Here is a 26,409-nt window from a genome sequence, read left to right as displayed (position 1 = left end):
ATTGCTTCGCTTCGCTCGCAATGACGAACTTTGTCACGCCCCCGGCCGCGCGACCCCGCCTGCGTTCATGCCACCGTCGATCACGAGCTCCGTCCCGGTCACGTAGCTCGACGCATCGGAGGCGAGATACAAAACGCCTTTCGCGATGTCCATGGCATGGCCGGCGCGGGCCAGCGGCGTTGCGAATTTCGCACGCTCCTCGGGATCGATCGGCGCGTTCTGGCCGCGCCCCGCCGCCTCGGTCGGGATCTTGCCCCAGATCGGCGTGTCGATGATCCCGGGATGTACCGAGTTGACGCGAATGCCGTCGCCGAACGTCGCGCATTCCATCGCGATCGCTTTCGCAAACAGCCGGACGCCGCCCTTGGTCGCGCAATAACCGGACAGGCTGGCCGCGCCGCGAATGCCTGCGAGCGACGACATCATGATCACGGAGCCGCCGCCGGTCTTGCGCATCGCCGGCAGGCAGTGCTTCACCGACAGGAACACGCCGTCGAGATTGATCGCAGTCTGCCGCCGCCAGTCTTCCAGCGACATCTCGGTAATCGACGGCACCGCGATGCCGATGCCGGCGTTGGAAACCAGCACGTCGAGCCGGCCATAGCGCTTCATCACCTCGGCCACGACGTCGATCCAGCGCGCTTCGCTGGTGACGTCCTGATGCAGGAAGACAGCCTCGTTGCCGGCTTTCTTGATACCCGCGACAACCTCCGGCCCCTTCAGTTCATCGACATCGGTGACCACTACCGACGCCCCTTCACGCGCCAGCAATTGGGGCGCATGCCGCGCCAATGCCGGATGCGCCGCCGGTCACGAGCGCGACTTTTCCCTGAACCTGTCCTGCCATGTCTGCTCCCATTTTTGGTTGTTGGTTTTGTCGTCTGGTGGATGAACTTACCTGATCACGGCCGGTCCCTGGTCCGGCACCGCGACATCGATCACGCGCAATTGCACGCGCTCGGTGCCCTGATAGCGATCGACCGTGAGCGATCCTGCGACATGCAAGGGCTGGCCGCGGTTTTGCGTCAGGGCGTGGCCGAGCTTTTGCCCGACGGACCGGAACGCGATGCCGTTGACGATAACGCCGTCGCCGGACTTGAAGCGCACGCGCAGATGCGCCTGCCCCACTTCATCGGCATAGACCAGTTGATGCGCCGGCAGCGCGATGACAGGCTCCGGATTGCCGGCGCCGAACGGCCCGGCGCGGTTCAGCGTGTTCGCGAATTCCGGTGTCACGCTGCGGGCGCTGACCGCGCCGTCGATGAACAGCTCGTTTTCGTGACGGGAACTGGCGACGTCTTCGGCGAGCGCGCTTTCCATATAGGCGCGAAACTCCGCGAGCTTTTCCTTGCGCAGCGTCACGCCCGCGGCCATGGCGTGGCCACCGCCTTTCATCAGCAGTTTTTCCTTCACCGCCTGCCGCACCGCCTTGCCGAGGTCGACGCCTGAAATCGAGCGGCCCGAACCGGTGCCGATGCCGCCCGGCTCCAGAGCGATTGCAAACGCCGGCCGCGCGAATTTTTCCTTCAGCCGCGAGGCGACGAGGCCGACGACGCCGGGATGCCAGCCTTCGGAGGCCGTGACGATGACCGATCCCTTGTCCTCGAGCCCGAGCGAAGCCAGCGCCTCGGCTTCGGCCTGCGCTTCCGCCGCTTGCTCGATGATGCGGCGCTCGGAGTTCAGCCGATCCAGTTCGGCGGCGATCCGCGCGGCCTCGGAGATATCGCCTTCCAGCAGCAGCCGCACGCCCAAATCAGCCCGGCCGATGCGGCCGCCGGCATTGATGCGCGGCCCCAGCATGAAGCCGAGATGCCAGGCCTCGGGCGGTCCGTTGAGCCGCGACACGTCCATCAGCGCGGTATGCCCGACATGGTCGCGGCGGCGCATCGCGATCAGGCCCTTGGCGACGAACGCACGGTTGAGCCCGGTCAGCGGCGCGACATCGGCCACGGTGCCGAGCGCCACGTGATGCAGCATGCCCAGCAGATCTGGTTCCGGCCGTTCGCTGTTCCAGAAGCCACGGCCGCGCAGTTCCCTGTTAACAGCAACCAGCGTCACCAGCACGAGTCCGACGGCGGCGAGATAACCGAGGCCCGAGAGATCATCGGCACGGTTCGGGTTCACCAGCGCGTCGACCTCCGGCAAGTCGTCGCCGGTCTGATGGTGATCGATGACGACGACGGACATCCCGAGCTTTCGCGCTTCCGCCAGTGGCTCGATGCTGGTGGTGCCGCAGTCGACCGTCACCAGCAATGTCGCGCCCTTGCCCGAAAGCGCGCGCACGGCCTCCACATTGGGCCCGTAGCCTTCAAAAATGCGGTCGGGAATATGGATCAAGGGATCGAGCCCGCAATGGCGCAAATGCCAGGTCAGCAGTGCCGCGGAGGTCGCGCCGTCGACGTCATAATCGCCGAAGATCGCAACCTTCTCGCCGCGCGTGGCCGCGTCCGCGATACGCTTGGCCGCGGTTTCCATCTGCGTGACGGTGTGGGGATCCGGCATCAATTTGCGGATGGTGGGGTCGAGGAAATCCGCGACGGCGTCGATTTCGACATCGCGGCCGGCGATCACCCTCGCCAGCATCTCCGGCAGCTGGTAGCGCTGCACGATTGCCAGCGCCCTCGCCGCCCCCCTCGCATCGAGCCGGTCGCGCCACAATTTTCCCGTCGCCGATTGCGACACGCCGAGAAACGCCGGCGGCAATTCAACGGGCAAAGCGGTAGCAGGAGGCGTCATGGGGCTTTCGGTCTGGCGGGCCTGGGGTCAGCCCCATCTCTGCGCACTTCCCAAATCAATGTCAAAGCAAAGCCGACGTGCGTCAACAGCTCGCGACGCTGATCGCCCGAGGTTTGCAGGAACTCTTTCCGCCCTCGAAGTCAGAGGGCGCAGGGAATGCCGGATGCGCGCTGCACCCGCGGTCTCATGTGCGATTGTGCATAAGAATGCTGCACATGAGCATACAGGGCAGCGGAGAACATCCGACATTCCCTGCGCAATGGCTTTACGGCTTATAACGCGCTCTCCCCGGTGAGACGGCCTCTATTGCCACCGTCGCCTTGCAGAGCGTTCGCTCCCACAAGGCTTGACGCCGTTACGGGCGTCAGGACCACACGCTTTCGCCGTACGCTTCAGCCGCGACCGTCCATCGCAACTGTCACGTCCACCGCAACCCGCCCCTCGTCGTGACGACGGCCGATGCCCTCTGAGTGGGACGGGATAACGCAAACTCGTAGAGATGATTTGCCCGACGGCGAAAGCGAAATATTTTTTATTTCGGGGCTTGACACGATTTCTGTAAATCAGAAGTGATTTGCCCGTCGGGTTGTTTTGTCGCAGTCAGCGTCCGTGCGGCGGATCACGGAAGTCCTGTCCCCCCAACAAATAGTGTGAGGCGGCAAACGAGGGGATTCGCCCGAGCACCGATGAGGAGGATGCCAATGAACATCGATATGCAGAATGACAGCCGAGTGCGGCAGAACGACAACCGATCCCTTAACGACGACGAGCTTGGTCGCGTGCAAGGCGGCGTCAACGTGCTCGACGTTGCGAAGGCCGTGTTGACCACCATCAGCACGGTCCTGCGCATGGCCAACGGTCGCCCGCAGCTTTGATCTGACCAAACCGGGGCGCGGCAGGCCGCTGACGCCGCACTCGTGACCGGTTCGGCCGAAATGAAGTGGATCAACGGCTGGTCGATCGCGGGCACATTCGAGGGCGAGTTCTCGAATGTCACTCGTTCCTACGCCGGCAAGGGTGTGGTGCGTTACGCCTGGTGAGGCGGGACGGCGAGGGCGCTCGCTACAAGCCAGTTCGCCCACTGCAAATCCCGCTTATCTCCTCGTTCAATTGGCCGCTGTGGCCGAATTAGCGCACAACCGTTTAAAGCGGTCGGACCGGTGCCGTCGCGTTGCTGCCGATCCCCCGCATCGATAGGGTCGGAGCCTGAATCGTACGCTATACTTATATTTACTAGGAAATTGCGATGGCGCAGCAACTGCTCAACAGGCGCCATCGCGCGACGTCGGACACCGCACTAACGGGATCGCTGGCACGGCTCGTTCGCCCAATTGCGATGGGGGCGTTCAGCGCGGCAGCCGCCGTGCTGACCAATGTGGCGCTCACCGACCGAGCCGCTGCACAGACCTGGAATGGCACCGGAGACTGGAGCGTCGCGGCCAACTGGACGCCCGCCAGCGTTCCCGATGCGATCGACGCAACTGCGACGTTCAACGCGGTCAGTCCTTTCACCAGCGTCGGCGTTGGTCTGAACGGCGGTCCGTTCACGGTCGGTACGCTGAACCTCGATAGTTCCATCGCCAACAGCGGCTATGGCTTTCAAGTCGGGACGTTGATCATGCAGGTCAGTGCAGGGTCGGCGGCGATCAATGTTCAGACCAGCAATATCACAGTGGACTTTTTTTCCACCACAACGCTGCAACTGAATTCCAATACGGTGATCACCACTGCGAGCTCCGCAGCGCATCTAACAGTCGACGGCCTGGTCGCTGGAGCCGGCGCATTGACCATCGCGGGTCCCGGCACCGTTATTCTGAATAATGCCAACACCTTCACCGGCGGCACCACGATCACGTCCGGCACGGTCGAGATCGGGGACGCCGCTGCGCTCGGGACGAACAATGTGCGCTTCGACGCCGGCGCCTTGCGGTCGACTGTCACCGGCTCGCTCACAAACCAGATAACCGTGAACGGCGGCGGAGCTTCACGCATCAGTGCGGCCAATGGCCAGACCTTGACCCTCACGGGCTTCTTTTCCGCGAACGCCGGCGCGGCCGGGATCCAATTCGGCGAGGCAGGCGGCACCGGCACGGTGGTCTGGTCGAACGTTGGCGCCGGATTCGGCGGCGCGCCAGCCTTCACGGTGGATGTTCTGGGCGGCACGTTGCGCGGTACCAGCGGCACGCTCGGTTTCTTCGCGGGTAACGCAACCGCCACGAACATCGCCGCCGGTGCGACGATCGATTTCGCGTCTCCAGGAATTCTCGGTACCTCGCGTGTCGCCAATCTTCAGTCGGCCGGCACCGTGATCATCAGCGGTCCCTCGCTGCTGGCCGGCGGCGGCCAGTCGAGCGGGGCGATCACCGGCGCCGGAGGCCTCACCGTCGCAACGCCGAACACCGTCGGCGGCAGCACGGGTCTGCTCGTCCTCTCCGGCACCAACACCTATGCCGGCGGCACGACGATTCAGACCGGTGCCACCCTGCAGCTCGGCGCCGGCGGCACCACCGGCTCGATCCTCGGCGACGTCGCGAACAGCGGCACGCTCGCCTTCAACCGCTCGGACGCGGTCCAGTTCGACGGCGTTGTCTCAGGTAGCGGCGCGCTGCAGAAGGACGGGGCCGGCGCGCTCAACCTTACCGGCAACAACACCTACACCGGCAACACGACCGTCAACGCAGGCCTGCTTGCGGTGAACGGTTCGATCTCGTCGTCGGCGATGACCACGGTGAACGCCGGCGCAACGCTCGGCGGCAACGGCACCGTCGGCAACACGACGATCAATGGCGGCACGCTCGCGCCGGGCAATTCGATCGGGCTTTTGACCGTGCAGGGCAGCCTCGTGCTTACGGCGGCATCGAGCTATCTGGTCGAGGTCTCGCCGTCCAACGCCGATCGCGTCAACGTCACCGGCGCGGCGACGCTCGGCGGCGCGACGGTGAACGCGAATTTTGCGGCGGGCACTTACGTCGCCAAACAGTACACCATCCTCAACGCGGCGGGCGGCGTGAACGGTACGTTCAGTGGTCCGGTCAACACCAATCTGCCCGGCGGATTCAACTCGAGCCTGAGTTACGACGCCAACAATGCGTATCTCAACCTCGCGCTCAATTTCGTGCCGCCGCCGGGCACGGGGCTCAATGTCAATCAGCAGAACGTCGGCAACGCCATCGTCAATTTCTTCAACACCACAGGTGGCATTCCGATCGTGTTCGGCGGATTGACACCGTTCGGGCTGACACAGATCTCCAGCGAGACCGCCACCGGTTCGCAGCAGACCACGTTCAATGCGATGAACCAGTTCATGGGGGTGATGACCGATCCGTTCATCGCCGGCCGTGGCAATCCGATCAGCGGCGGTGGCAATCCGAATGCATATGCGGAGGAGAGCCTCGCTTATGCCGCCAAGCGCAAACCGAACGATGCGCTGGCGGCGATCTACACCAAGGCGCCGCCGATCGCGCCGAGTTTCGAACAACGCTGGAGCGTGTGGGCGGCAGGCTTTGGCGGGTCGCAGACGACGGACGGCAATACGGTGCTTGGGTCGAACAACACGCGTAGCAGCCTCGCTGCTGGTGCCGTCGGCGCCGACTATCGCCTCTCGCCGAACACGATAGCCGGTTTTGCATTGGCCGGCGGCGGCACCAATTTCAGCGTCAATGGATTTGGCTCCGGCCGATCCGACCTATTCCAGGCCGGTGCATTCATCCGGCATACTATCGGCCCGGCCTATATCACCGGCGCGCTGGCCCTTGGCTGGCAGGATGTCACCACCGATCGCACCGTGACGGTCGCCGGCATCGACCGCCTGCGCGCACAGTTCAACGCCAACGCCTGGTCGGGCCGCGTTGAAGGCGGCTATCGCTTCGTGTCGCACGGTTTTGGCTGGACGCCGTACGCGGCCGGACAGTTCACGACGTTCGAACTGCCAGCTTACGCCGAGCAGGCAATCGTCGGCGCCAACACCTTTGCGCTCGCGTACAACGCCAAGAGTGTCACCAGCACCCGCAGCGAACTCGGCCTGCGCACCGACAAATCATACGCCGTGCAGAACGGCGTCTTCACGCTGCGCGGCCGCGCGGCCTGGGCGCATGACTTCAATCCGGACCGCTCGATCGGCGCCACGTTCCAGACGCTGCCGGGTGCATCCTTCGTCGTCAACGGCGCGCGGCAGGCCGCGGATGCAGCGCTGGTGACCGGCTCGGCCGAGATGAAGTGGATCAACGGCTGGTCGATCGCCGGCTCCTTCGAGGGCGAGTTCTCCAACGTGACCGAAAGCTACGCCGGCAAGGGCGTGGTGCGCTACGCGTGGTGAGGCGGCGGGCAGGGCTGGACATTGCCCTCCGCGCCGGGTTCGCCTAAGTCCATTGGACGCCGCTTACCAATGGCAAACGTTAAGCTTTCCGCTTAAGACTGTCTCAATCCGCAATAATTATTGAGTAGGTGGGTAGCCGCGTTTCCCGTTAAGGGAACGTGGCGTTGCTTCGGCAATTTTTCGACGATTTGGGGATATTAAACCGCATGTGCGGCATTGTCGGCATTCTCGGACGCGCTCCGGTCGCGGAGCAGTTGGTGGATTCGCTCAAACGCCTGGAATATCGCGGCTATGATTCGGCCGGCGTCGCCACGCTGGAAGGCGACCATCTGGCGCGGCGCCGCGCCGAGGGCAAACTGAAAAACCTCGAAAAACGGCTGGAGGCCGAACCGCTCGCCGGCCATACCGGGATCGGGCATACCCGCTGGGCCACCCACGGCCGGCCGACCGAGAACAACGCGCACCCGCACGCGACCGAACGCGTCGCCGTGGTCCATAACGGCATCATCGAGAATTTTCGCGAGTTGCGCGAGGCGCTGGAGAAAAAGGGCGCGGTCTTCAGGACCGAAACCGATACCGAGATCGTGCTGCATCTGGTCGACAATCTGCTCGGCCAGGGCATCGGTCCCGTGGAAGCGGTGAAGGCGGCGCTGTCGCAATTGCGCGGCGCGTTCGCGCTCGGCTTCATCTTCGCCGGCGACAATGATTTGATGATCGGCGCCCGCAACGGCCCGCCGCTGGCGATCGGTCACGGCGACGGCGAAATGTATCTGGGATCGGACGCGATTGCGCTCGGGCCCCTGACCAACACCGTCAGCTATCTCGAAGACGGCGACTGGGTGGTGCTGACGCGCAAGGGCGCCACCATCTACGACAAGGACAATGCGATCGTGCAGCGCGACGCGATCAGGCACACGGCGTCGAGTTCGCTGGTCGACAAGGCGAACTACCGCCACTTCATGGCCAAGGAAATCCACGAGCAGCCCGAAGTGGTCGGCCATACGCTGGCGCGTTACGTCGACATGGCGACCGACCGCGTGATGCTGCCGGTGACGCTGCCGTTCGATTTCAGGGGTGTGCAGCGCATCGCGATCGTCGCCTGCGGCACCGCGAGCTATGCCGGCCATATCGCCAAATACTGGTTCGAGCGGCTCGCCCGCGTGCCGGTCGAGGTCGATGTCGCCTCGGAATTCCGTTACCGCGAGGCGCCGCTGCGCAAGGGCGATCTGGCGATCTTCATCTCGCAATCCGGCGAGACCGCCGACACGCTGGCGGCGCTGCGCTATGCCAAGTCGCAGGGCGTCCACACGCTCTCGGTGGTCAACGTGCCGACCTCGACGATAGCGCGCGAGAGCGAAACCGTGCTGCAGACGCTGGCGGGGCCCGAGATCGGCGTCGCCTCGACCAAGGCGTTCACCTGCCAGCTGATGGTGCTGGCCGCGCTGGCCGTTGCCGCCGGCAAGGCGCGCGGCGAATTGTCCGACGAGGACGAGACCAAGCTGGTCCACGGCCTCGTCGAAGTTCCCCGCCTGATGGCCGAGGCGCTGACGACCGAACTGCAGATCGAAAAGCTGGCGCGCGACATCGCCAAATGCCGCGACGTGCTCTATCTCGGCCGCGGCACCAGCTATCCCCTGGCGCTGGAAGGCGCGCTGAAGCTGAAGGAAATCTCCTACATCCACGCCGAGGGCTATGCCGCCGGCGAGCTCAAGCACGGTCCGATCGCGCTGATCGACGAGAACATGCCGGTCGTGGTGATCGCGCCGCATGACCGGGTGTTCGAAAAGACCGTCTCCAACATGCAGGAGGTCGCCGCCCGCGGTGGCAACATCATCCTGATGACGGACGCCAAGGGGGCTGCGGAGGCGACCATCGAATCCCTGGTCACCATCGTGCTGCCCGACATGGCCGCGACCTTTTCGTCCATGGTCTATGCCGTTCCGGTGCAGCTTTTGGCCTATCATACCGCCGTGGTGATGGGCACCGACGTCGATCAGCCGCGAAATCTGGCCAAATCGGTCACGGTCGAATAGCCGCAGGGGTGTGCTTGCCGGCATCTCGGGCCTTCAAAAACCTGCTAGGATGGCTTAGCTGGAACAAGACCGGCTGCCCCCGCGACCTGGAACCGCAATGAATCCCCAAGATTTGCCACCGTCCACCCCGGCCGAAATCCCGCCGGAAGTCGTCCATACCGGCCTGATGGCCCGTTTCCGCAACTACTTCCTCACCGGCCTGGTGGTCGCCGGACCGATCGCAATTACCTTTTATCTGACCTGGTGGTTCGTCACCTGGGTCGACGGCCTGGTGCGGCCGTTCGTGCCGATTGCCTACCGGCCGGAAACCTACCTGCCGTTCGGCCTGCCGGGTTCCGGGCTGGTCATCGCCGTGGTGGCGCTGACGCTGCTCGGCTTCCTGACCGCCAACCTGATCGGGCGAACGCTGGTCGACCTCGGCGAAAGGCTGCTCGGCCGCATTCCGGCGGTGCGCGCGATCTATCGCGGCGTCAAGCAGGTATTCGAGACCTTGTTCTCGGGGAAGGGATCGAGCTTCCGCCGCGTCGGCCTGGTCGAGTTTCCCTCGCCCGGCATGTGGTCGATCGTGCTGATTTCGCAATCGCCGAGCGTGGAGATTTCCAGTCGCCTTCCCAGCAATGACGAGCACATTTCGGTGTTCCTGCCGTGCGCCCCGAACCCGACCACGGGGTTCTTCTTCTATGTGCCGAGGAGCAAGATCCTCGAAATCGAAATGAGCGCCGAAGACGCCGCGACCCTGATCATGTCCTGCGGCGTGGTGCAGCCGGGCTCCGATCCGCAGAAGAAGATCGCGGCACTGGCTGCGACGGCGCAGGCCGCGCAAGCAGCGCGTGCCGCCAACGCGGTCACGCTGCAGCCAGCGAAGGTGGAGTAGGGCACCGTCTCTCTCCACGTCATTGCGAGGAGCCCTTGCGACGAAGCAATCCATCTATCCGTTATGCCGCGCGATGGATTGCTTCGCTGCGCTCGAAATGACGGCTGATCGAGTGTCACCCAGCCCCGATCAGCGGAATCGCTTCATCCCGCTCATACAAATACAGCAAGCAGCGCAGCGCTTCGCCGCGGTCGCCCTTGAGTTTCGGATTGTCCTTCATGATCCGCAGCGCCTCGTCGCGGGCTTGGGTGATGAGCTGGCCGTGGACTTCGGAGCGGGCGATGCGGTAGCCGGGCAGGCCGCTTTGCCGGATGCCGAGCACATCGCCTTCACCGCGCAGTTTCAGATCTTCCTCGGCGATCCGGAATCCGTCTGACGTTTCGCGGATCACTTTCAGCCGGGCGGTCGACATCTCGTTGAGCGGCTCCTTGTAGAGCAACAGGCAGGTGGACGCCTCCGAACCGCGCCCGATGCGGCCGCGCAATTGATGCAATTGGGCGAGGCCAAAGCGTTCGGCGTTCTCGATCACCATGATCGACGCGGCGGGAACGTCGACGCCGACTTCGACCACGGTGGTGGCGACCAGGAGGCCGATTTCGTGGGCGGCGAACTGGGCCATCACGCGGTCCTTTTCGGCGCCCTTCATCTGGCCATGAACGAGGCCGACGCGGTCGCCAAAACGCTGTTGTAAGCGCTCGAAGCGCTCGGTGGCGTTGGTGAGGTGCTCGATGCCTTCGGCCTCGGACTCTTCCACCAGCGGACAGATCCAGTAGACCAGCTTGCCGGCCTTGAGCGCACGGCCGACGCCGTCGACCACTTCGTCGAGCCGGCTGTTGGGAACGGTGCGGGTGTCGATCGGCTGCCGGCCGGCCGGCTTCTCGCGCAGTTCCGAGACGTCCATGTCGCCGAAATAGGTCAGCACCAGCGTGCGCGGGATCGGCGTCGCGCTCAGCACCAGCACATCGACGGCCTCGCCCTTGTTGGTCAGCGCCAGCCGTTCGCGCACACCAAAACGATGCTGTTCATCGACCACGGCGAGCGCCAGCGATTTGAAGATCACATCGTCCTGGATCAGCGCGTGGGTGCCGACCAGAAAATCGATCTCGCCGGCTTCCAGCTGGGCCAGGATTTCCCGTCGCTCCTTGCCCTTTTCGCGCCCCGTGAGGATCGCCACGCGCATGCCGGCGCGTTCGGCCAGCGGCGTGATGGTCTTGATGTGCTGGCGCGCCAAAATTTCGGTCGGCGCCATCAGTGCCGCCTGCTTGCCGACCTCGGTCACGGCTGCGGCCGCCAGCAGCGCCACGACCGTCTTGCCGGATCCGACGTCGCCCTGCAGCAACCGCAGCATCCGCACCGGCTGTCGCAGATCCCCGGTGATGGCGGCGACCGCGTCGCGCTGTGACGCCGTCAGCGCGTAAGGCAGCGCATCGATGATCCTGCTGCGCAGATGGCCGTCACCGGCGTGGCGGTCGCCGGCCGGCCGGCGCAATTGCGCCCGCACCAGCGCCAGCGCCAGTTGACCCGCCAAAAGTTCGTCGAAGGCGAGCCGCGACCAGAACGGGCCATCGGGGAGGATGTCCGTGAGTTCGACCGGAATATGGACTCTCGTGAACGCTTCCCGGATGGGCGGGAAGTGGCAGCGGCGGATCACTTCCGGGCTGATCCACTCGGGCAGTTCGGGGAGTTTTTGCAGCGCCTGGGCGACCGCGCGGCGCAGCGAGCCGAGCGCGAGGCCTTCGGTCAGCGGATAGACCGGATCGATGCCGGTCAGTTTCGCAAAGGCCGCTTCATCCACGATGTTGGTGGGGTGCACGATCTGGGGAATCCCGTCGTACATCTGCAAGGTGCCCGACACGTAGCGCTTCTCGCCTACGGGAAGCAGCTTTTCGACATAGCCGGGCTTGGCGCGGAAGAACGTCAACACCACGTCGCCGGTGTCGTCGCTGGCGTAGACGAGGTAGGGCGCCCGCGAATTGCGCGGCGGTGGCGGCCGGTGGCGATCGACGGTGACTTCGAGCGTCACCACGGTTCCCTGCACGGCCTCGCGGATCTTTGGCCGCGCCCGGCGATCGATCACGCTGGCCGGCAGATGCAGCAGCAGATCGACCAGCCGCGGCGTCTCGCTGCGGCCGAGCAGATAGCGCAGCAATTTGTCCTGCTTCGGCCCGACGCCAGGAAGCGTCGTGACCGGAGCAAACAGCGGATTGAGCAAAGGAGGGCGCATTGAGGAAGCTAAGTCCGTTTCGGCCGGGAATGCCCGGCTTTGTAGCGAACGTCCACGGCTTTTTTCGTGCCGCAGAACCTACGATGCCTGAAACGCGGCGCCCTTGAACCGCTTGACCGGGCTGCCGCGCTCGAGGCGATCATGTGCGGCATGGGCGTCATTCCGCGCGGTGATCGCTTCCAGTTCGCCCTGCAGCCTGATCAGTGCCGCAATCCGCTCCAGTGCCAGCGCCTTGTTCCGATGCTGCGAGCGTTCCTCGCGCGCCACGACGGACAGGCCGGTCGCAATGTGCGTCGCACGCACGGCGCTCTCGGTCTTGTTCTGGTGCTGACCGCCGGGGCCGCCGGCCCGGAAGGCTTCAAAGCGAACGTCGTGCGCGGCCGGCGCTTTCGGCGCTTCGGGCGGCGCCGGAAGTTCGAAAACACCAATGAACCAGTTTTTGCGCTTGTGATGTGGCCGGAGCGAGCTTGGCGCCACCCACTGGATCGAACCGATCCATGGCCGAGCAAAGGCCGCGGCAGCGTCGCCGTGGATCACTGTTATCGCCGATGCCGGACCATGCCCGTCCGGATTCGGTCCATTCACGCAATCGATATCAAGGCCGAGTGCGGTCGCTTCGGCGGTGAGGGCCGCAACAGTCTTTGCGAGCGCGATCCGGCATTCCGCCGGACCGCGTCCGCTGGTCAGGAGAAGCCGGATCATCGGCGATCCTCCTTCCAGGATTTTTCGCGCTTGCTGCTGCTCGCTGCGACGCTGGATTGCGCCTTCTTGAACGTCACCAGCGGCCGGAACGTCGCCACCACGCGCGCCAGGCCGAACTCGACGAGATCGGCGATGACGCGATCGATGTTCTTGTAGGCCTCCGGCGCCTCTTCCACGAGCAGGCCGCGATCCCCGCAGACGACGATGCCGCCGTACGGATTGCGCTCCAGCCGTGCCACGTCGGATTTCTTGCCCCGCACGCGGCCGTGCATGGATGCCCGGTCGTATTTGCGGCCCGCACCATGCGCGAGCGAGGCGAGCGCCTCGGTTCGCATCGGAGCCAGCGGCTCCACCAGATAGGACAGCGTCCCGCGCGATCCCGGCACCGGCACCAGCCCGCGATCGGAAGCCGCCGCGCCTTTCCGGTGCAGCGCCAGGACGTCGCCGCCGACAGAGCCCTGACGCTCGACCATGTTGTGGGCCAGATCGTTGACAGGACGCAGGTCCGCACGCGCCGCCGCTGCGGCCCGTTCGGCGATGATGCGACGGTTGAGCCTGGCCCATCGCACGGCGTGATCATGCGCATCCATGTAGGACTTGCCCTCATCGCTCGCGGGATCAAGCGATGCTTGACCGTTCGACAGGACGCGCTCCAGGATCGAGTAACCAAGACCCCGCGAGCCGGAATGAACCAGCACATAGGCCTGATCCCGGTCCAGTCCCGCCTGCGCGGCCGTCTCCGGGATGAGGATTTCCTCGATCGCCTGGACCTCGCAGAAATGGTTGCCGCCGCCGATGCTGCCGAGCGAGGCATCATACGTCGTGGCGTCAAGGCCGGCATCGACCAGTACACCGGCGACATCGCCATCCCAGGGGTGATCGAGGGAGCTCAAGCGGTCGGCCAGTTGGTCGAACCGCAGCTTGCGCGCCGCGATATCGAGCGCAAACAGCCCCATGCCGCAGCCGATGTCGGAGCCGACCAGCTGCGGATGAATCCGGTCGGCCAGAATGGCGCAGCCGACAGGACCATATTTGCCGGGATGCAGATCCGGCATGGCGGCGACCGCCCGGACGCCGGCTAGGCCAGCGACCTGTTCGAGTTGAAGCGCGGCATTGCCCTCGATCCAGGATTTGGACGAGGCGAAGACATGGATCGGCGCACGGCCGTCCATCTTGGGAGAAGTGCCCATTTAAAAAGCTTTCAGAAGATTTGGAATCGTCGACGCGCACAGCACAGCGTTCGCTGACTTAAGCGCGTGATTTCCCAAGCGGCGCGGCTAACGCACGCGCCCTTAGGCGATGCCCTCGACGGGGTGGCGAGACATCAACGTCATCGAGCCTTCTCCCTGTTGATCGAACCAAAATCGGCCACCGATCGCGCAGATCACATACCGGCGAAACGCAAAAGCTGCAAGTCCGCCGCGACCTCCTGTTGTCGCACGTCACATGCGTCGGGTTCACTTGGATTTGTGCCGGAAACGCTACTGACATTCGCCGCTTCCATGGCTATATCAACCCCGCCCGGCACGTCCGGGCTTTTGGCGTTCGGATGGGAATGAGACAATGACGGGTTCGACACGATCGAGCGGTGGGCTCGATGACCGCCGCAAGCGGCTTTTGTTTCGCTGCTGGCATCGCGGCACCCGTGAGATGGATCTCATCCTCGGGCGCTTTGCCGATGCCGAGATCGCTGATCTGTCTGATGGCGATATGGCCGAACTGGAACGGCTGCTCGAGGTGCCCGATCCCGATCTCTATGCCGCGCTGACCGGCGAAAAGCCGCTCGATCCCGAGTTCGCCAGTGCGCTGTTCGATCGCATCAAGGCGCGTCGCGCCGTGGACCACGACGCATGAAGTCTCCAGTCAAATCGCCCGCCGCGCTATTGGCCCCCGGCCGGGCGCTGACCTTTGCGAATGTCGCCGAGGGCGCGGAAGGCCTGGTCGTTGCTGACCTCGCACGCGCGGTCGCCGCCAAGCCGAAACCACCGGCGGTGAGCCTTGCGGTGGTGTGCCGCGATGGCCCCCGCATGCAGCAACTGGCACGGGCGCTGGAGTTTTTCGCGCCCGATTTGCCTATCATGCAGTTTCCGGCCTGGGACTGCCAACCCTATGACCGGGTATCGCCGCATGGCGGCGTCTTGGCCCAGCGCCTGACCACGCTGGCGCGGTTGTCGCGGCTTCAAGGCAGCGACAAGCCGCTGATCGTGCTGACCACGGTCAACGCCATCGTTCAGCGTGTTCCGGCGCGCGAGGTTGTCGCGGCGCAGGCGCTGTCGGTTGCGCCCGGCCATGTCGTGCCGATGGACTCCATCGTCGCCTGGCTGGAGCATAATGGCTACAACCGCTCCTCGACGGTGCGCGAGCCCGGCGAATACGCCGTGCGCGGCGGCATTCTCGACCTGTTTCCGGCCGGGCTCGACCAGCCCGTGCGGTTCGACTTCTTCGGCGACAGCCTGGAATCGATCCGCACGTTCGACGCCGAGACCCAGCGCACGCTGCTCGACATGCGCGCGCTCGATCTGGTGCCGGTCTCCGAATTCCAATTGGTCACCGAGACCATCCGTCGCTTTCGCATGGGCTATGTCGCGACCTTCGGCGCGCCGCAGCGCGACGATCTGCTGTATGAAGCCGTCAGCGAAGGCCGCCGCCATCCCGGCATGGAACACTGGCTGCCGCTGTTCCAGGAACGGATGGACACGCTGTTCGACTATCTCGACGGCGCGCCGGTCGCGATCGAACCGCAGGGCGAGGACGCTGCGCGAGAACGTTTCAAGCAGATCGCGGACTATTATGAAGCAAGGCGCGAGGCACTGGAGCATCCCGGTGGTGGCGCGATCTACAAACCGTTGCCGCCGGACCGGCTCTATCTGAGCGAAGCGGAATGGGCGACCCGCCTTGAAGAGGCCGCGCTGGCGCGGCTGACGCCGTTCGCGGTGCCCGAGCACGGCTCCGACGTGTTCGATGCCGGCGCGCGGCAGGGGCGCAACTTCACGCCGGAGCGCGCCGATAGCTCCGTCAACGTGTTCGAAGCCGTTGTCGCCCATGTGCTGGCGCTGCAGGCGCAGCGCAAGAAGGTGGTGATCACGCTGTGGAGCGAAGGCTCGCGCGACCGCATGGGCAGCATGTTGCGCGACCACAAGCTTAACAACCTCACCAGCGTCAACACCTGGCGCACGGTGCAGGCGACCCCGCGCAACGAGGCCATGCTGGCGGTGGTCGGCATGGAATCCGGTTTCGAGACCGACGACGTCGCCGTCATCAGCGAGCAGGACATTCTCGGCGACCGCCTGGTGCGGCCGCGCAAGGCGAGCCGCAAGCTCGACAATTTCATCTCGGAGGTCACGAGCCTCGCCGCCGGTGACCTCGTGGTGCATGTCGAGCACGGCATCGGCCGCTTCATCGGGCTGCAGACGCTGGAAGTCTCCGGCGCGCCGCATGACTGCCTCGAGCTGCATTACGCCGCCGAGACAAAGCTGTTCCTTCCCGTCGAAAACATCGAGCTGCTGTCGCGCTACGGCTCCGACCACGCCAATGTCGAACTTGATCGTCTGGGCGGCGGCGGCTGGCAGGCGCGAAAAGCAAAACTCAAGAACCGCATCCGCGAGATCGCGGGCGAACTGATCAAGATCGCGGCCGAGCGCCATCTGCACGAAGCGCCGAAAATGCCGGTGCAGGCCCATGTCTATGACGAGTTCTGCGCGCGCTTCCCCTATGAAGAGACCGAGGATCAGCTCGGCGCCATCACGTCCACGCTGAAAGATCTCGAAAGCGGCCGGCCGATGGACCGGCTGATCTGCGGTGACGTCGGCTTCGGCAAGACCGAGGTGGCGCTGCGCGCTGCCTTTGCGGTCGCGCTCGACGGCAAGCAGGTCGCTGTGGTGGTGCCGACTACGCTGCTGGCGCGGCAGCACAACAAGACCTTTACCGAACGTTTTCGTGGCTTCCCCGTCAATGTCGCGCAAGCCTCGCGGCTGGTCGCGCCGAAGGAACTGACGCAGGTCAAGAAGGGGCTGTCGGAAGGCAATGTCGACATCGTCGTCGGCACCCATGCGCTGCTCGGCAAGGCGATCAAGTTCAGGGATCTCGGCCTCCTGATCGTCGACGAGGAGCAACACTTTGGCGTCAGCCACAAGGAGCGGCTGAAGCAATTGCGCGCGCAGGTCCATGTGCTGACGTTGAGTGCGACGCCGATTCCCCGCACGCTGCAACTGGCGCTGACCGGCGTGCGCGACCTCTCGATCATTGCGTCGCCGCCGGTCGATCGCCTCGCGGTGCGCACCTTCGTGGCGCCGCATGACCCCCTGATGATCCGCGAGGCGCTGCTGCGCGAACGCTACCGCGGCGGGCAGGCGTTTTATGTGGTGCCGCGTATCGAGGATCTCGCGAGCGTAAAGGACTTCCTCGACAAGACCGTGCCGGAGATGAAAGTCGCTGTCGCCCATGGCCAGATGCCGCCGACCGTGATCGAAGACATCATGTCGGCGTTCTACGACGGCAAATACGACGTCCTGCTCTCGACCACGATCGTCGAATCCGGGCTCGACATTCCCTCGGCCAATACGCTGATCGTGCACCGCGCCGACATGTTCGGCCTCGCGCAGCTCTATCAGCTGCGCGGCCGGGTGGGGCGCTCGAAACTGCGCGCCTATGCGCTGTTCACGCTGCCGGCGCAGCAGAAGATCACAGCCCAAGCCGAACGGCGGCTCAAGGTGCTGCAATCGCTGGAAACGCTGGGCGCGGGCTTCCAGCTCGCATCGCACGACCTCGATATCAGAGGCGCCGGCAATCTGCTCGGCGAGGAGCAATCCGGCCACATCAAGGAAGTCGGCTTCGAGCTTTATCAATCGATGCTGGAAGAGGCGATCCTCAACCTCAAGGCCGGTGTGGTCGAGCCGGCGGCCGACCGCTGGTCGCCGCAGATCACCATCGGCATGCCAGTGCTGATCCCGGAGGATTACGTCAACGATCTTGCGGTGCGGCTGTCGCTGTACCGCCGGCTCGCCGATCTCGAGACCGACGAGGAGATCGACAATTTCGCCGCCGAGATGCGCGACCGTTTCGGCGTGCTGCCGGACGAGGTGCGCTATCTGTTCAAGGTCGCCGCGATCAAGGCCTATTGCCGAAGGGCCAATGTCGAGAAGGTCGATGCCGGGCCAAAGGGCGCCGTCATCAGCTTCCGCGACAACAAGTTCGCGCAGCCGGACCGGCTGGTGTTCTTCATCCGCCAGCACGGCCAGGCCGCCAAGGTGCGGCCCGACATGAAGGTGGTGTTCCTGCAGGTATGGAAGACGCCGGAAGAACGGCTGATGGGCACCACGGAGATTTTGCGGCAGCTCGCCAATCTCGCGGAGAACAAGAAGGCGGCGTAGGGCTCCGAACCATCCCCGTCATTGCGAGCGTAGCGAAGCAATCCATGTGTCGGCATGCTGCGAGATGGATTGCTTCGCTACGCTCGCAATGACGGGATCGGACGGCTACGACCCGGCGCGCTGCACTTCTTTGTCGAGCCGCATCAGCTCGACAATCCCCGTGCAATCGGGGGCGCCTCATTCGAGGCTTTGCAGCTCGCGATCACGACCGTCGGCGATATGGACAGCCCGCTGGTCTTCTTGATTGTTATCGCGCCATCTCCAGCGGTGGCTACATCGAGCTTCACCTCCAACCTGGCCAATCCGCTGATCTTCCCGTTGGACACGGATGATATGAGCGTGTGCTCGGGCGAGTATGTGGCCTTGCGGTGCGCGGTGTACTTAAGCCAGCTGTACCAGCGGGAGCCGCTGACGTTCGGCATTATTCCCAACACGCCGGTCGATTCCCAGGAATAGCTGACGCCGATGAAATCGATCGCCAGGTGCACGTGGTCGCCGGACGCGAATGTGCCACTCAGCGTCGCGGTGTCGCCGCCCTGGTCGAACAGCTTACGGGCCTTCGCCTCGAATTCAGCGCAGTTGGTCGCGGTGGCGATGGCAGGTTCGACGGCGGCGGTTGGCTTCGTGTCGAGGTTTGCCTTATTGAACAGCGACAGCCCTCCCACGAGCGCAAGGGCCATCGCAAACAACGCGATCCCAGAAGCTTTCCAGGTTAGCCCCATGTTATTCGTCAACATTGCCGCTTCCTCGACGGTGGGCGCAAAGCGCCCGCGCCCGTCGGTTTAGGCGGCGAGCACATCGAACCTGTGTCGCTCCAGCGGCCCTGCGGGTTCATGGACGATTGGACGGAACATTCAGGACGCGGCGCGATGGGCCTCTTCGCCGAGGCGGGCGAGCAGCGCCTTCGCGGAATCCTTCGACTCCAGTGTCGCGACCGTCACGGTTGGTTCTGCGCGGGTGTCGCGCTTGCCGTGGCTGGTGTGGCGCATGACGCTGGACAGCCGCCGCGCGATCGTATGCGCGGTCTTGAGGTCGGTTTCGGCGAAGGCGACCACGACCGATCCGTCATCGCAAACGGCGCCAAAATCCATCTGCCGCATCAGCCGGCTGATGATGCGCGCGCCGTCGAACTGGGCGCGGGGGTGGGCGGGGTCGAAGGCGAAGCGCGCGACCGACAGGCCGCCGCCGCGTTGCTGGGTCTGATAGACCGCGCTGGCGAAGTCGCGTTCGAAGGCGGTCGGTGTGAGCAGGCCGGTGCGCGCGTCGATCAAACCCTCGGCGTCGATCGAGCGCAGGGTCCGGCTCAAATGCGCTTCGAAGGCATGCTGGCGGATCAGCGGCAGCGCGGTCGCCACCATTTGTGCGGGCTCGCCCGAGAGGATTTCGAGGTTCGGCAATTCATAGGCAGGCAATAGATCGCCTGACGTCACCACCACAGGCAGATGGCGGAAGCGGGCGTCTTCCGCCAGCACGGTCAGGAACGCATCGACCACGCGCGGGCTAAAGCCTTCGCTGAGCACGATGCCGTCGATGTCGCGTGCATTGAGATGCTTCGCCGCAGCCTCGATGCTCAGCGCGCCGACCACGCCGGTTTGTTCGCCAAGCGAGACCGACAGTGTGGGGTAGGCGCCGCCGCGGCCGACCAGCAGCACGGTAGCATCTCGGAAGGTATCGATGTCCGACAGCGCGATCCGGGTGGCCGGTACCAGCCGACGCATCACGGTCGCGTGCAATGCGCGAACACGCAGCGCTGCGCGCAGGCGCGCGGCGAGACGGCTGGAGTCTCCCTGGCTCTGGAAAAATGGAATGGCGTTTTCAGGCAGCGCAATCTGCGGATCGACCGCGATCAGCGGCAGATAGGGCTGCTGTGCCGCGATCGGCGCGGCGAGTGCGGCAAGCGTGGCCTGATCGACGTCGGACGTCGCGGCCAATACCGCGGCCGGCTGCAGCTGTTCGACCGCGCGACCTGCGTCCGCCCATTCGGCCTCGATGACCGGAAACAGCTTTGCGACATCGAGCGCTGCGGCAAACGACGGCCGCCTTGCGGTCGATACGACGAGGATCGGGCCTTGCTGGGACATCTGACAACTCGGATCAAGCGCGCCATTATGAGTGCGCGATCCTAGTTTGCCTGGCTTAATGTGGCGTCAACGCAAGCCGCGAGATTGCGCTCAGGTGGAATTGGCCCGGTCGCGAAACGCTTCGACCATCAACGGGTTAAGCCCAAGTTCCGTCAGCGCGTCGCGGGCGCGCGCGTTGTCCTGGGCCCGGCCGGCGAGCCGATGGCCGCTAAGGCGATCCGGCAATGCCGTGAGCAGCGCGCCTTGTCCGAGCCGCCGGGCCCATTCCTGCAGGTCCTGCGCCAGGAAGCGGTAGCCGCCGACGGCCATGATGCCGGACGGCGGCGCGGTGATGTTGATCGCGCCGGTCGAGCGGTCGAGCCGCGCGGAATAATCGGTGTCGACGTAATCGCGCGGCGCGGCTGCGATCAGCGAGTCGCTGGGGGGCGGCGGCGGCGCATAGGCCGCGACCGGGATCATCGGTCCGCGCAGTCCCAGGGTGCCCCGCGGCGTCAGCAGGATGTCGCCCGCGATCGAGGAGCCCGGCAGTTCGCGCGGCGCGCCGTGCGGTCCTGGTTTGATCAAGGCCGGCGAACCGTCCTCCGCAATCCGGCGCGCCCCGAACAAACCGACTTCGCCGAACAGGTAGACATCGGTCAGGGTTGCCTGCTGGGCCGACCAGGACGCGCTCGACAACACCTGTTCCGGCGCGCGCCACAAGCCGATGACGTTGCGCAGGGAGGGCAGGCTGCCCGCGAGGTCGAGTTCGTCCAGCCGCAGCGCCAGCTGGGCCGGGGCAATCAGCGTGTCGCAGGCATACTCGTTGACCTGCTGCTCCAGCACCTCTTCGTCGAACGGATGGTGCAACACCAGCGTTCCGCCCGACAGCAGCCAGACCGTCAGCGTCGATGCGAGGCCGGCAAACGACATCGGCGAAAACGCCGACAGGATCGTTGCGCCCTGCGGCACGTCGCTTTCGAGCGAAACCGACAGTCCGCCGGCGATCAGGCCGAGATGGGCACGCGGGACGGGCCGGAAACCGTCCGAGGTCAGATCGAACGAGATCAGTGCCGCCTTGCGGCCATCCTGGATCACCGCGCGCGCGGTTGTCGATTCCCGCAGGATCGCGTTGTCGAGCGAGGCCATGCCTTCCGGCAAATCGGTGCCGAAGCCGCAGACATGGCGGATCGAAAATGCTTCGGCCGCGGCATTCATGGCCAGATCCGAATAGACGATGCCGTCGACCTTGCTGGTGGTGACGATCGCCCGCGCCGCGGTGCGGTTGAGCGCCATGGTCAGTTCCGCCTGCCGCCACAGCAAGGGCAGCACGGCGACCACGAGGCCAGCGCGATAGGCGGCCAAAATTGTCAGCGCGAATTCGATGGTGTTCGGCAACTGGACTGCAATGACGGAGTTGGCGGGCAATCCGGATTCGATGAAATGCGCAGCCAGCGCGGAAATGGCGCGGTCGGCCTGCGCGTAGGTGAGGCGCTTCGGCGTCTGCCCGGTGACGCGCTGCTTGTTGGGCGGATCGACCAGCGCCGTCGCATCCGGCTGCCGTGCCAGCGACCGCTTGAACAACGTATCGAGCGTGGGCGAAGCGGCTGGCTGGGTCACGGCGTCACTTCGATGGCTTGCGTCATTTGGTTTGCGCGTCCGGTCTGTGCCACCACGTTTCGGGCAGGTACCCCGTCAAGGCGATGGTTGAAGGCCGTTCTACCCGATTCCATCGCGCGATCCATTGCTCGGCGACGTTAAACAACGGGATAGCGTAGAACCCCGACATCAGGGTGCGGTCCAGCGCCCGCACCGCCGAGACGAATTCCGGCCGCTCGCGGGCCTCCAGCAGTGCCGCGATCAGGGCGTCGATCGCCGGATCCTTTGCGCCCATGTAGTTCCTTGTGCCTGATATATCGGCGGCTTGGCTGCCCCAATAGAACGACTGCTCATTGCCGGGTGACAGCGACTGGTCCCAGCGGTTCTGCAGCATGTCGAACTCGTAGCCGAGCCGGCGCTGGTCGAATTGCACCGGATCGACCGCGCGCACGCTGGCCTCGATGCCGGCGCGTTTGAGGTCTCTGGCGTAGGCCAGCGCGATCCGCTCCTGATCGCGCGTGGTGACCAGGATCTCGAAGCTGAGGGGTGCTTTGGTCGCGCGCTGGCGCAGCACGGTGCCGTCGAGCACGTAGCCGGCCTCGGACAGCAGAGCGAGGGCAGCCCGCAGCGCCGCGCGGTCGCGGCCCGAACCGTCTGTCACGGGCAGGCGGAAGCTGCCGTCGAGAATGTCAGGCGGAATATGCGCGAGGTACGGTTTCAACAGTTCGCGCTCGCGTTGATCGGCGGCGCGGCCATAGGCTGACAATTCCGACCCGGCGAAGAAGCCTCCGGCACGCGTATAGAGGCCGAAGAAGTAGTTGCGGTTGATCCATTCGAAATCGAACAGCAGCGTCAGCGCGCGCCGCACGCGGACGTCGGAAAACAGCGGACGGCGGGTGTTGAACACCAAATACTCCGACGGCTGCGGCATCCCCGGCTTGATGGTGTCGCGGATCAGCTCGCCGCTGCGGGCGGCCGGAAAATCATAGCCGTCGTGCCAGCGCAGCGGCTCGGCCTCATTGCGGAAATCATAGAGCCCGCGCTTGAAGGCTTCGAACTGGCCGTTGGACTCGCGGTAGTAATCGAACCGGATCTCGTCGAAGTTCCACAGGCCCCGGTTCGCCGGCAGGTCACGGCCCCAATAGTCGGGATTGCGCGTCAGCGTGACGCTGGCGCCGGGGCGCACCGCAGTGACGCGGTAGGGACCGGAGCCGACCGGTCCGGTCATCGTGGTTTCTTCAAAGGTTTCGGGATCGACCGCATGGCGCGGCAATACCGGCATCAGGCCGAGGATCAACGGCAGTTCGCGGTCGGGCGCGCCGCCGAAATCGAACCTGACGGTGAGCGGGTCGGGCGCTTCGGCCTTGGCGACCTTGGCGTAATACTGGCGGTGGTTGGGGCGGCCGCGGTCGCGCAGCAGCGCCCAGGAAAACAGCACGTCGTCGGCCGTTACCGGCTTGCCATCCGAGAACCGTGCCCGGGGATCGAGATGGAACGTGACATAGCTCCTGATGTCGTCGGTCTCGACGCTCCTGGCGAGCAGTCCGTAGAGCGTGAAGGCCTCGTCGTTGCCGCGGCTCATCAGGCTCTCGACGACAAAGCCCCTGATCTGCTGCAGGGCGAGGCCCCGGACGATGAACGGATTGAGGCTGTCGAAGGTGCCAAGCAGACCCCAGACCAGCCGGCCGCTCTTCGGCGCATCCGGATTGGCGTAGGGCATGTGGACAAAATCGGCCGGCAGGGCCGGCGCGCCATGCATGGAGATCGCATGGCTTTCACCGGCGCGGGCCTTGCCCGCGAGGGCCAGCGGCAACAGGCCGAGCGCGAGCACAACGCTGGCGAGAATACCAGGCCGGATACGTCCAAAGACTAACATCTGCACGCGCGGATTTGATTCGGGATCACACACCAGTGAGCTTTACCATAGGCCTTGACCACAGGCCTCGGCGTCCACCGAGACCGCGGCCAAAAATGCTTGTCGGCATTGATCTTTTCGTCCGCCGCTGTATTGAAGGCGTGCAATTGACCAGGCGGTGACGCCTGTCACGTATCCGCCTCAATTGACTAGGAGACAGCCGCCCAAACGGCTAGGTGTCGGTGCCTGCAGCGGTTTCGGGCGCTCCCGTTCAGAAAGGGTTTTCCGCAATGAATTTCCGTATTTTGGCCGTCCGGCCGCATGGGCGGGTTGCCGCCTTGTTGGCGGCGACGGCATTGTCCGCGACGTTGCTCGTCGCAGGTGCGCAGGCCCAAACCCCGGCTCCGGCCCCCGGCGCGCCCAAGGAGGCGCCGAAGGCCGCTCCCAAGGCTGCCCCGAAAGCCGCTCCGAAGGCTCAAGCGCCCGCGGCCCCGAACGGCCAGCCGGCCCCGCCAGCGGCTGCCGGTGCTCCCCCGGCAGGCGGTCAGTCGCAGGACCAGCAGGTCCAGCTGATCTATGCGCCCTGGACCAAATTCTGCCTCAAGGGGCAGGACGCCGGTGCCAAGCAGGTCTGCTTCACCGGTAAGGACGGGCGCATCGAGTCCGGCCAGCCGGTCATCGCGGCCGTCATCATCGAGCCGGAAGGCGAGCCGAAGAAGATCCTGCGCGTGACGCTGCCGCTCGGCATGCAGCTCGTGCACGGCACCCGCGTCATCGTCGATGCCAATCCCCCGGCGCAGAGCCCCTATGTGATCTGCTTCCAGAATGGTTGCATGTCGGACTACGAAGTGAGCCCGGAACTGCTGGCCAACCTGAAGAAGGGCCAGAATCTGGTGGTCCAGGCGATCAACTCCAACGGCGCGCCGCTGACGCTGCCGCTGCCGCTGGCCGAATTCGCCAAGGCCTATGACGGGCCGCCGACCGACCCCAAGGAATTCGAAAAGACCCAGCAGAAGTTGCAGGAAGAACTGCAGAAGCGGGCCGAAGAAGCGCGCAAGAAGCTCGAGGCCAACCCGCCCGCTGGCGGCGCGCCGGGCAATGCCAATCCGGCGGCGAAGTAACGCCGCTTTATTAACCAACAAAAGGCGCCCGGGACCGGGCGCCTTTTTCGTTCAGAGAACCCGGATTTCGCTGCGCTCCATCCGGGCTACACGTGAGGTGGACTAGTTCAAAGAGGGATTGCGCGGACGATAGCCGCCGGACTTGTCCTTGACGAAGATCTCGGCGACCTGCGAATGCCGGATCGGTTCGCCGGAATCGTCGGGCAGCAGATTCTGCTCGGAGACATAGGCGACGTATTCTGAGTCCGAATTCTCCGCCAGCAGATGATAGAACGGCTGATCCTTGTGCGGCCGAACGTTCTCAGGGATCGACAACCACCATTCCTCGGTATTGTTGAATTCCGGATCGATGTCGAAAATCACGCCCCGGAATGAAAACACCCGGTGACGGACGATCTGACCGATCTGGAATTTGGCGGTGCGCGCTTTGATCATACCTCGTCGAATAGACCATGATTGTGGCCGATGCTAGGGGCAAAAGGTTGCATTAACTCTCAAGTCCGGCCGGCACATCCGGCGCTAGCCCCAAGAAAACATTGACGAAACGCTGACAAAAAGACCCCCATTGCATGGCCGATATCCTCAATCTGGCGATTCCCTATTTCGGGGTGATCTTCATCGGCTTTGCCTGCGGCAAGACCAGGGGGCTGCCGGAGGCGGGGCTGGCCTGGATGAATTTCTTCCTGCTCTACGTCTCGCTGCCGGCCCTGATGTTCGGCATCATGGCCAAGACGCCGTTTTCGGAACTCAACAACCCGCCATTCCTGATCGCGACCACGCTCGGGACCGTGATCGCCTTCGTCGTTGCCGTGGTGACTGGCCGAGTCATCGGCGATCTTTCGCTGCGCAAGGCAACCCTGGCCGGGCTGGCCGGCGCCTATGGCAATATCGGCTATATGGGTCCGGGGCTGGCGCTCGCCGTGCTCGGCACCAAGGCGGCGGCGCCGACCGCGCTGATTTTTTGTTGCGACAGCATTTTCCTGTTTTCGATCGTACCGATCCTGATCGCGTTCACCGATCGCGAGCATCGCTCGCTGCTGCACACGCTCGGCATCGTGGTGCGGCAGATCGTGCTCAACCCGCTGATCATGTCGGCCGGCGCCGGCGCACTCGCCGCGGCGCTGCATTTTCGTCCCCCCGTCGCGATCGACAACACGCTGGTGTTTTTGCAGAACGCCGCGGCGCCGACGGCATTGTTCGTGCTGGGCGTCACCGTCGCGTTGCGCCCGTTCGATCGCGTGCCCTGGGAAGTGCCCGGCGTGATCGCGGTCAAGCTCCTGATCCATCCGCTGATCGTGTTCGGTCTGATGCTGCTGTTCGGGCCGTTCGCACAGCCCTGGGCAGCCACCGCGGTTCTGATGGCGTCACTGCCGCCGGCGCTCAACGTGTTCGTGATCGCGCGGCAGAACAACACCTGGATCGAGCCGGCGTCAGTCGCCGTCCTGATCGGCACCTTCGCCTCCGTCGTCACGCTGACCAGCGTGATGTGGTTCATCCAGAGCGGAAGGCTGGGGCTGCCGTAAA

17 protein-coding genes and 2 pseudogenes are annotated in these 26,409 nt (G+C 64.7%); 9 read left to right on the top strand and 10 right to left on the bottom strand.

The genetic code is table 11. From position 1 onward, the window contains the following. Positions 1-33 precede the first annotated feature (33 nt). Positions 34-847: pseudogene (locus tag JQ574_RS10960) on the bottom strand (glucose 1-dehydrogenase). Between the two features lie 47 nt (positions 848-894). After that, a complete protein-coding gene (recJ, locus tag JQ574_RS10955) occupies positions 895-2,736 on the bottom strand; it encodes a single-stranded-DNA-specific exonuclease RecJ (RefSeq protein WP_212273747.1) in 1,842 nt (613 codons plus the stop codon). A gap of 701 nt (positions 2,737-3,437) precedes the next feature. Between recJ and JQ574_RS10950 the strand changes: the two genes are divergently transcribed. The 5 genes and pseudogenes from JQ574_RS10950 (at position 3,438) to JQ574_RS10930 (ending at position 9,958) form a co-directional block, all read left to right on the top strand. Next, positions 3,438-3,611, top strand: coding sequence for a hypothetical protein (locus JQ574_RS10950; protein WP_212293422.1), 174 nt, complete (start codon positions 3,438-3,440; stop codon positions 3,609-3,611). Positions 3,612-3,623: 12 nt separating this feature from the next. Further along, positions 3,624-3,776, top strand: a pseudogene (locus JQ574_RS35880) (autotransporter outer membrane beta-barrel domain-containing protein); the annotation flags it as partial. Between the two features lie 206 nt (positions 3,777-3,982). Then, entirely contained in the window at positions 3,983-7,051 is a 3,069-nt protein-coding gene (locus JQ574_RS10940; protein WP_249119249.1) for an autotransporter domain-containing protein, read from the top strand. 206 nt (positions 7,052-7,257) lie between these two features. Beyond that, a complete protein-coding gene (gene glmS, locus JQ574_RS10935; RefSeq protein WP_212293421.1) occupies positions 7,258-9,084 on the top strand; it encodes a glutamine--fructose-6-phosphate transaminase (isomerizing) in 1,827 nt (608 codons plus the stop codon). Positions 9,085-9,181: 97 nt separating this feature from the next. After that, entirely contained in the window at positions 9,182-9,958 is a 777-nt protein-coding gene (locus tag JQ574_RS10930) for a DUF502 domain-containing protein (protein ID WP_212274708.1), read from the top strand. Between the two features lie 115 nt (positions 9,959-10,073). Here JQ574_RS10930 and recG read toward each other — a convergent pair whose 3' ends face one another. The 3 genes from recG to JQ574_RS10915 all read right to left on the bottom strand — a co-directional run bounded on the left by recG (position 10,074) and on the right by JQ574_RS10915 (position 14,074). After that, entirely contained in the window at positions 10,074-12,182 is a 2,109-nt protein-coding gene (gene recG / locus JQ574_RS10925; protein WP_212293420.1) for an ATP-dependent DNA helicase RecG, read from the bottom strand. A 78-nt stretch (positions 12,183-12,260) separates the two neighbouring features. Then, a complete protein-coding gene (prfH, locus tag JQ574_RS10920) occupies positions 12,261-12,884 on the bottom strand; it encodes a peptide chain release factor H (protein WP_212383522.1) in 624 nt (207 codons plus the stop codon). Continuing rightward, positions 12,881-14,074 (bottom strand): RNA ligase RtcB family protein, encoded by a 1,194-nt coding sequence (locus JQ574_RS10915; RefSeq protein WP_212383520.1) that lies wholly within the window; start codon positions 14,072-14,074, stop codon positions 12,881-12,883. The genes prfH and JQ574_RS10915 overlap by 4 nt, the downstream gene beginning before the upstream one ends. A 373-nt stretch (positions 14,075-14,447) precedes the next feature. Between JQ574_RS10915 and JQ574_RS10910 the strand changes: the two genes are divergently transcribed. Beyond that, positions 14,448-14,738: a succinate dehydrogenase assembly factor 2 gene (locus JQ574_RS10910; RefSeq protein ID WP_212208624.1), complete on the top strand. Its 291-nt coding sequence runs from the start codon at positions 14,448-14,450 to the stop codon at positions 14,736-14,738. Further along, entirely contained in the window at positions 14,735-18,253 is a 3,519-nt protein-coding gene (mfd, locus tag JQ574_RS10905; RefSeq protein WP_212293417.1) for a transcription-repair coupling factor, read from the top strand. The genes JQ574_RS10910 and mfd overlap by 4 nt, the downstream gene beginning before the upstream one ends. Positions 18,254-18,396: 143 nt before the next feature. Here the strand turns inward: mfd and JQ574_RS10900 are convergent, their stop codons facing one another. The 4 genes from JQ574_RS10900 to JQ574_RS10885 all read right to left on the bottom strand — a co-directional run bounded on the left by JQ574_RS10900 (position 18,397) and on the right by JQ574_RS10885 (position 23,785). Next, positions 18,397-18,990: a hypothetical protein gene (locus tag JQ574_RS10900; protein WP_212383518.1), complete on the bottom strand. Its 594-nt coding sequence runs from the start codon at positions 18,988-18,990 to the stop codon at positions 18,397-18,399. Between the two features lie 117 nt (positions 18,991-19,107). Next, positions 19,108-20,334 (bottom strand): GGDEF domain-containing protein, encoded by a 1,227-nt coding sequence (locus JQ574_RS10895; protein WP_212383516.1) that lies wholly within the window; start codon positions 20,332-20,334, stop codon positions 19,108-19,110. Between the two features lie 90 nt (positions 20,335-20,424). After that, positions 20,425-21,930: a class I adenylate-forming enzyme family protein gene (locus tag JQ574_RS10890; RefSeq protein ID WP_212383514.1), complete on the bottom strand. Its 1,506-nt coding sequence runs from the start codon at positions 21,928-21,930 to the stop codon at positions 20,425-20,427. A gap of 22 nt (positions 21,931-21,952) precedes the next feature. Further along, a complete protein-coding gene (locus tag JQ574_RS10885) occupies positions 21,953-23,785 on the bottom strand; it encodes an extracellular solute-binding protein (RefSeq protein WP_212383539.1) in 1,833 nt (610 codons plus the stop codon). A gap of 269 nt (positions 23,786-24,054) precedes the next feature. On the opposite strand from JQ574_RS10885, the gene JQ574_RS10880 reads away from it, so the two are divergent. Further along, entirely contained in the window at positions 24,055-24,885 is an 831-nt protein-coding gene (locus JQ574_RS10880) for an invasion associated locus B family protein (protein WP_212208630.1), read from the top strand. A 102-nt stretch (positions 24,886-24,987) separates the two neighbouring features. On the opposite strand, the gene hspQ is transcribed toward JQ574_RS10880, so the two are convergent. Beyond that, the gene (gene hspQ / locus JQ574_RS10875; RefSeq protein ID WP_212208631.1) at positions 24,988-25,320 is read right to left on the bottom strand and encodes a heat shock protein HspQ; all 333 of its coding nucleotides are present in this window, start codon (positions 25,318-25,320) and stop codon (positions 24,988-24,990) included. Positions 25,321-25,454: 134 nt separating this feature from the next. Between hspQ and JQ574_RS10870 the strand changes: the two genes are divergently transcribed. Continuing rightward, entirely contained in the window at positions 25,455-26,408 is a 954-nt protein-coding gene (locus JQ574_RS10870; RefSeq protein WP_212293412.1) for an AEC family transporter, read from the top strand. The last annotated feature ends 1 nt before the right edge of the window (position 26,409 follow it).

The sequence above is a fragment of the Bradyrhizobium sp. AUGA SZCCT0158 genome, from assembly GCF_018130065.1.
Classification (GTDB): Bacteria; Pseudomonadota; Alphaproteobacteria; order Rhizobiales; family Xanthobacteraceae; genus Bradyrhizobium.
The sequence above is the reverse complement of the archived record's forward strand: the minus strand, read 5'-3'. Positions and strand labels throughout refer to the sequence as shown.

What these genes read in the sequence shown, in the direction of transcription:
- recJ (WP_212273747.1), bottom strand. Translation starts at nt 2,736, where the DNA reads ATGACGCCTCCTGCTACCGCTTTGCCCGTTGAATTGCCGCCGGCGTTT.
- JQ574_RS10950 (WP_212293422.1), top strand. Translation starts at nt 3,438, where the DNA reads ATGAACATCGATATGCAGAATGACAGCCGAGTGCGGCAGAACGACAAC.
- JQ574_RS10940 (WP_249119249.1), top strand. Translation starts at nt 3,983, where the DNA reads ATGGCGCAGCAACTGCTCAACAGGCGCCATCGCGCGACGTCGGACACC.
- glmS (WP_212293421.1), top strand. Translation starts at nt 7,258, where the DNA reads ATGTGCGGCATTGTCGGCATTCTCGGACGCGCTCCGGTCGCGGAGCAG.
- JQ574_RS10930 (WP_212274708.1), top strand. Translation starts at nt 9,182, where the DNA reads ATGAATCCCCAAGATTTGCCACCGTCCACCCCGGCCGAAATCCCGCCG.
- recG (WP_212293420.1), bottom strand. Translation starts at nt 12,182, where the DNA reads ATGCGCCCTCCTTTGCTCAATCCGCTGTTTGCTCCGGTCACGACGCTT.
- prfH (WP_212383522.1), bottom strand. Translation starts at nt 12,884, where the DNA reads ATGATCCGGCTTCTCCTGACCAGCGGACGCGGTCCGGCGGAATGCCGG.
- JQ574_RS10915 (WP_212383520.1), bottom strand. Translation starts at nt 14,074, where the DNA reads ATGGGCACTTCTCCCAAGATGGACGGCCGTGCGCCGATCCATGTCTTC.
- JQ574_RS10910 (WP_212208624.1), top strand. Translation starts at nt 14,448, where the DNA reads ATGACGGGTTCGACACGATCGAGCGGTGGGCTCGATGACCGCCGCAAG.
- mfd (WP_212293417.1), top strand. Translation starts at nt 14,735, where the DNA reads ATGAAGTCTCCAGTCAAATCGCCCGCCGCGCTATTGGCCCCCGGCCGG.
- JQ574_RS10900 (WP_212383518.1), bottom strand. Translation starts at nt 18,990, where the DNA reads ATGTTGACGAATAACATGGGGCTAACCTGGAAAGCTTCTGGGATCGCG.
- JQ574_RS10895 (WP_212383516.1), bottom strand. Translation starts at nt 20,334, where the DNA reads ATGTCCCAGCAAGGCCCGATCCTCGTCGTATCGACCGCAAGGCGGCCG.
- JQ574_RS10885 (WP_212383539.1), bottom strand. Translation starts at nt 23,785, where the DNA reads ATGTTAGTCTTTGGACGTATCCGGCCTGGTATTCTCGCCAGCGTTGTG.
- JQ574_RS10880 (WP_212208630.1), top strand. Translation starts at nt 24,055, where the DNA reads ATGAATTTCCGTATTTTGGCCGTCCGGCCGCATGGGCGGGTTGCCGCC.
- hspQ (WP_212208631.1), bottom strand. Translation starts at nt 25,320, where the DNA reads ATGATCAAAGCGCGCACCGCCAAATTCCAGATCGGTCAGATCGTCCGT.
- JQ574_RS10870 (WP_212293412.1), top strand. Translation starts at nt 25,455, where the DNA reads ATGGCCGATATCCTCAATCTGGCGATTCCCTATTTCGGGGTGATCTTC.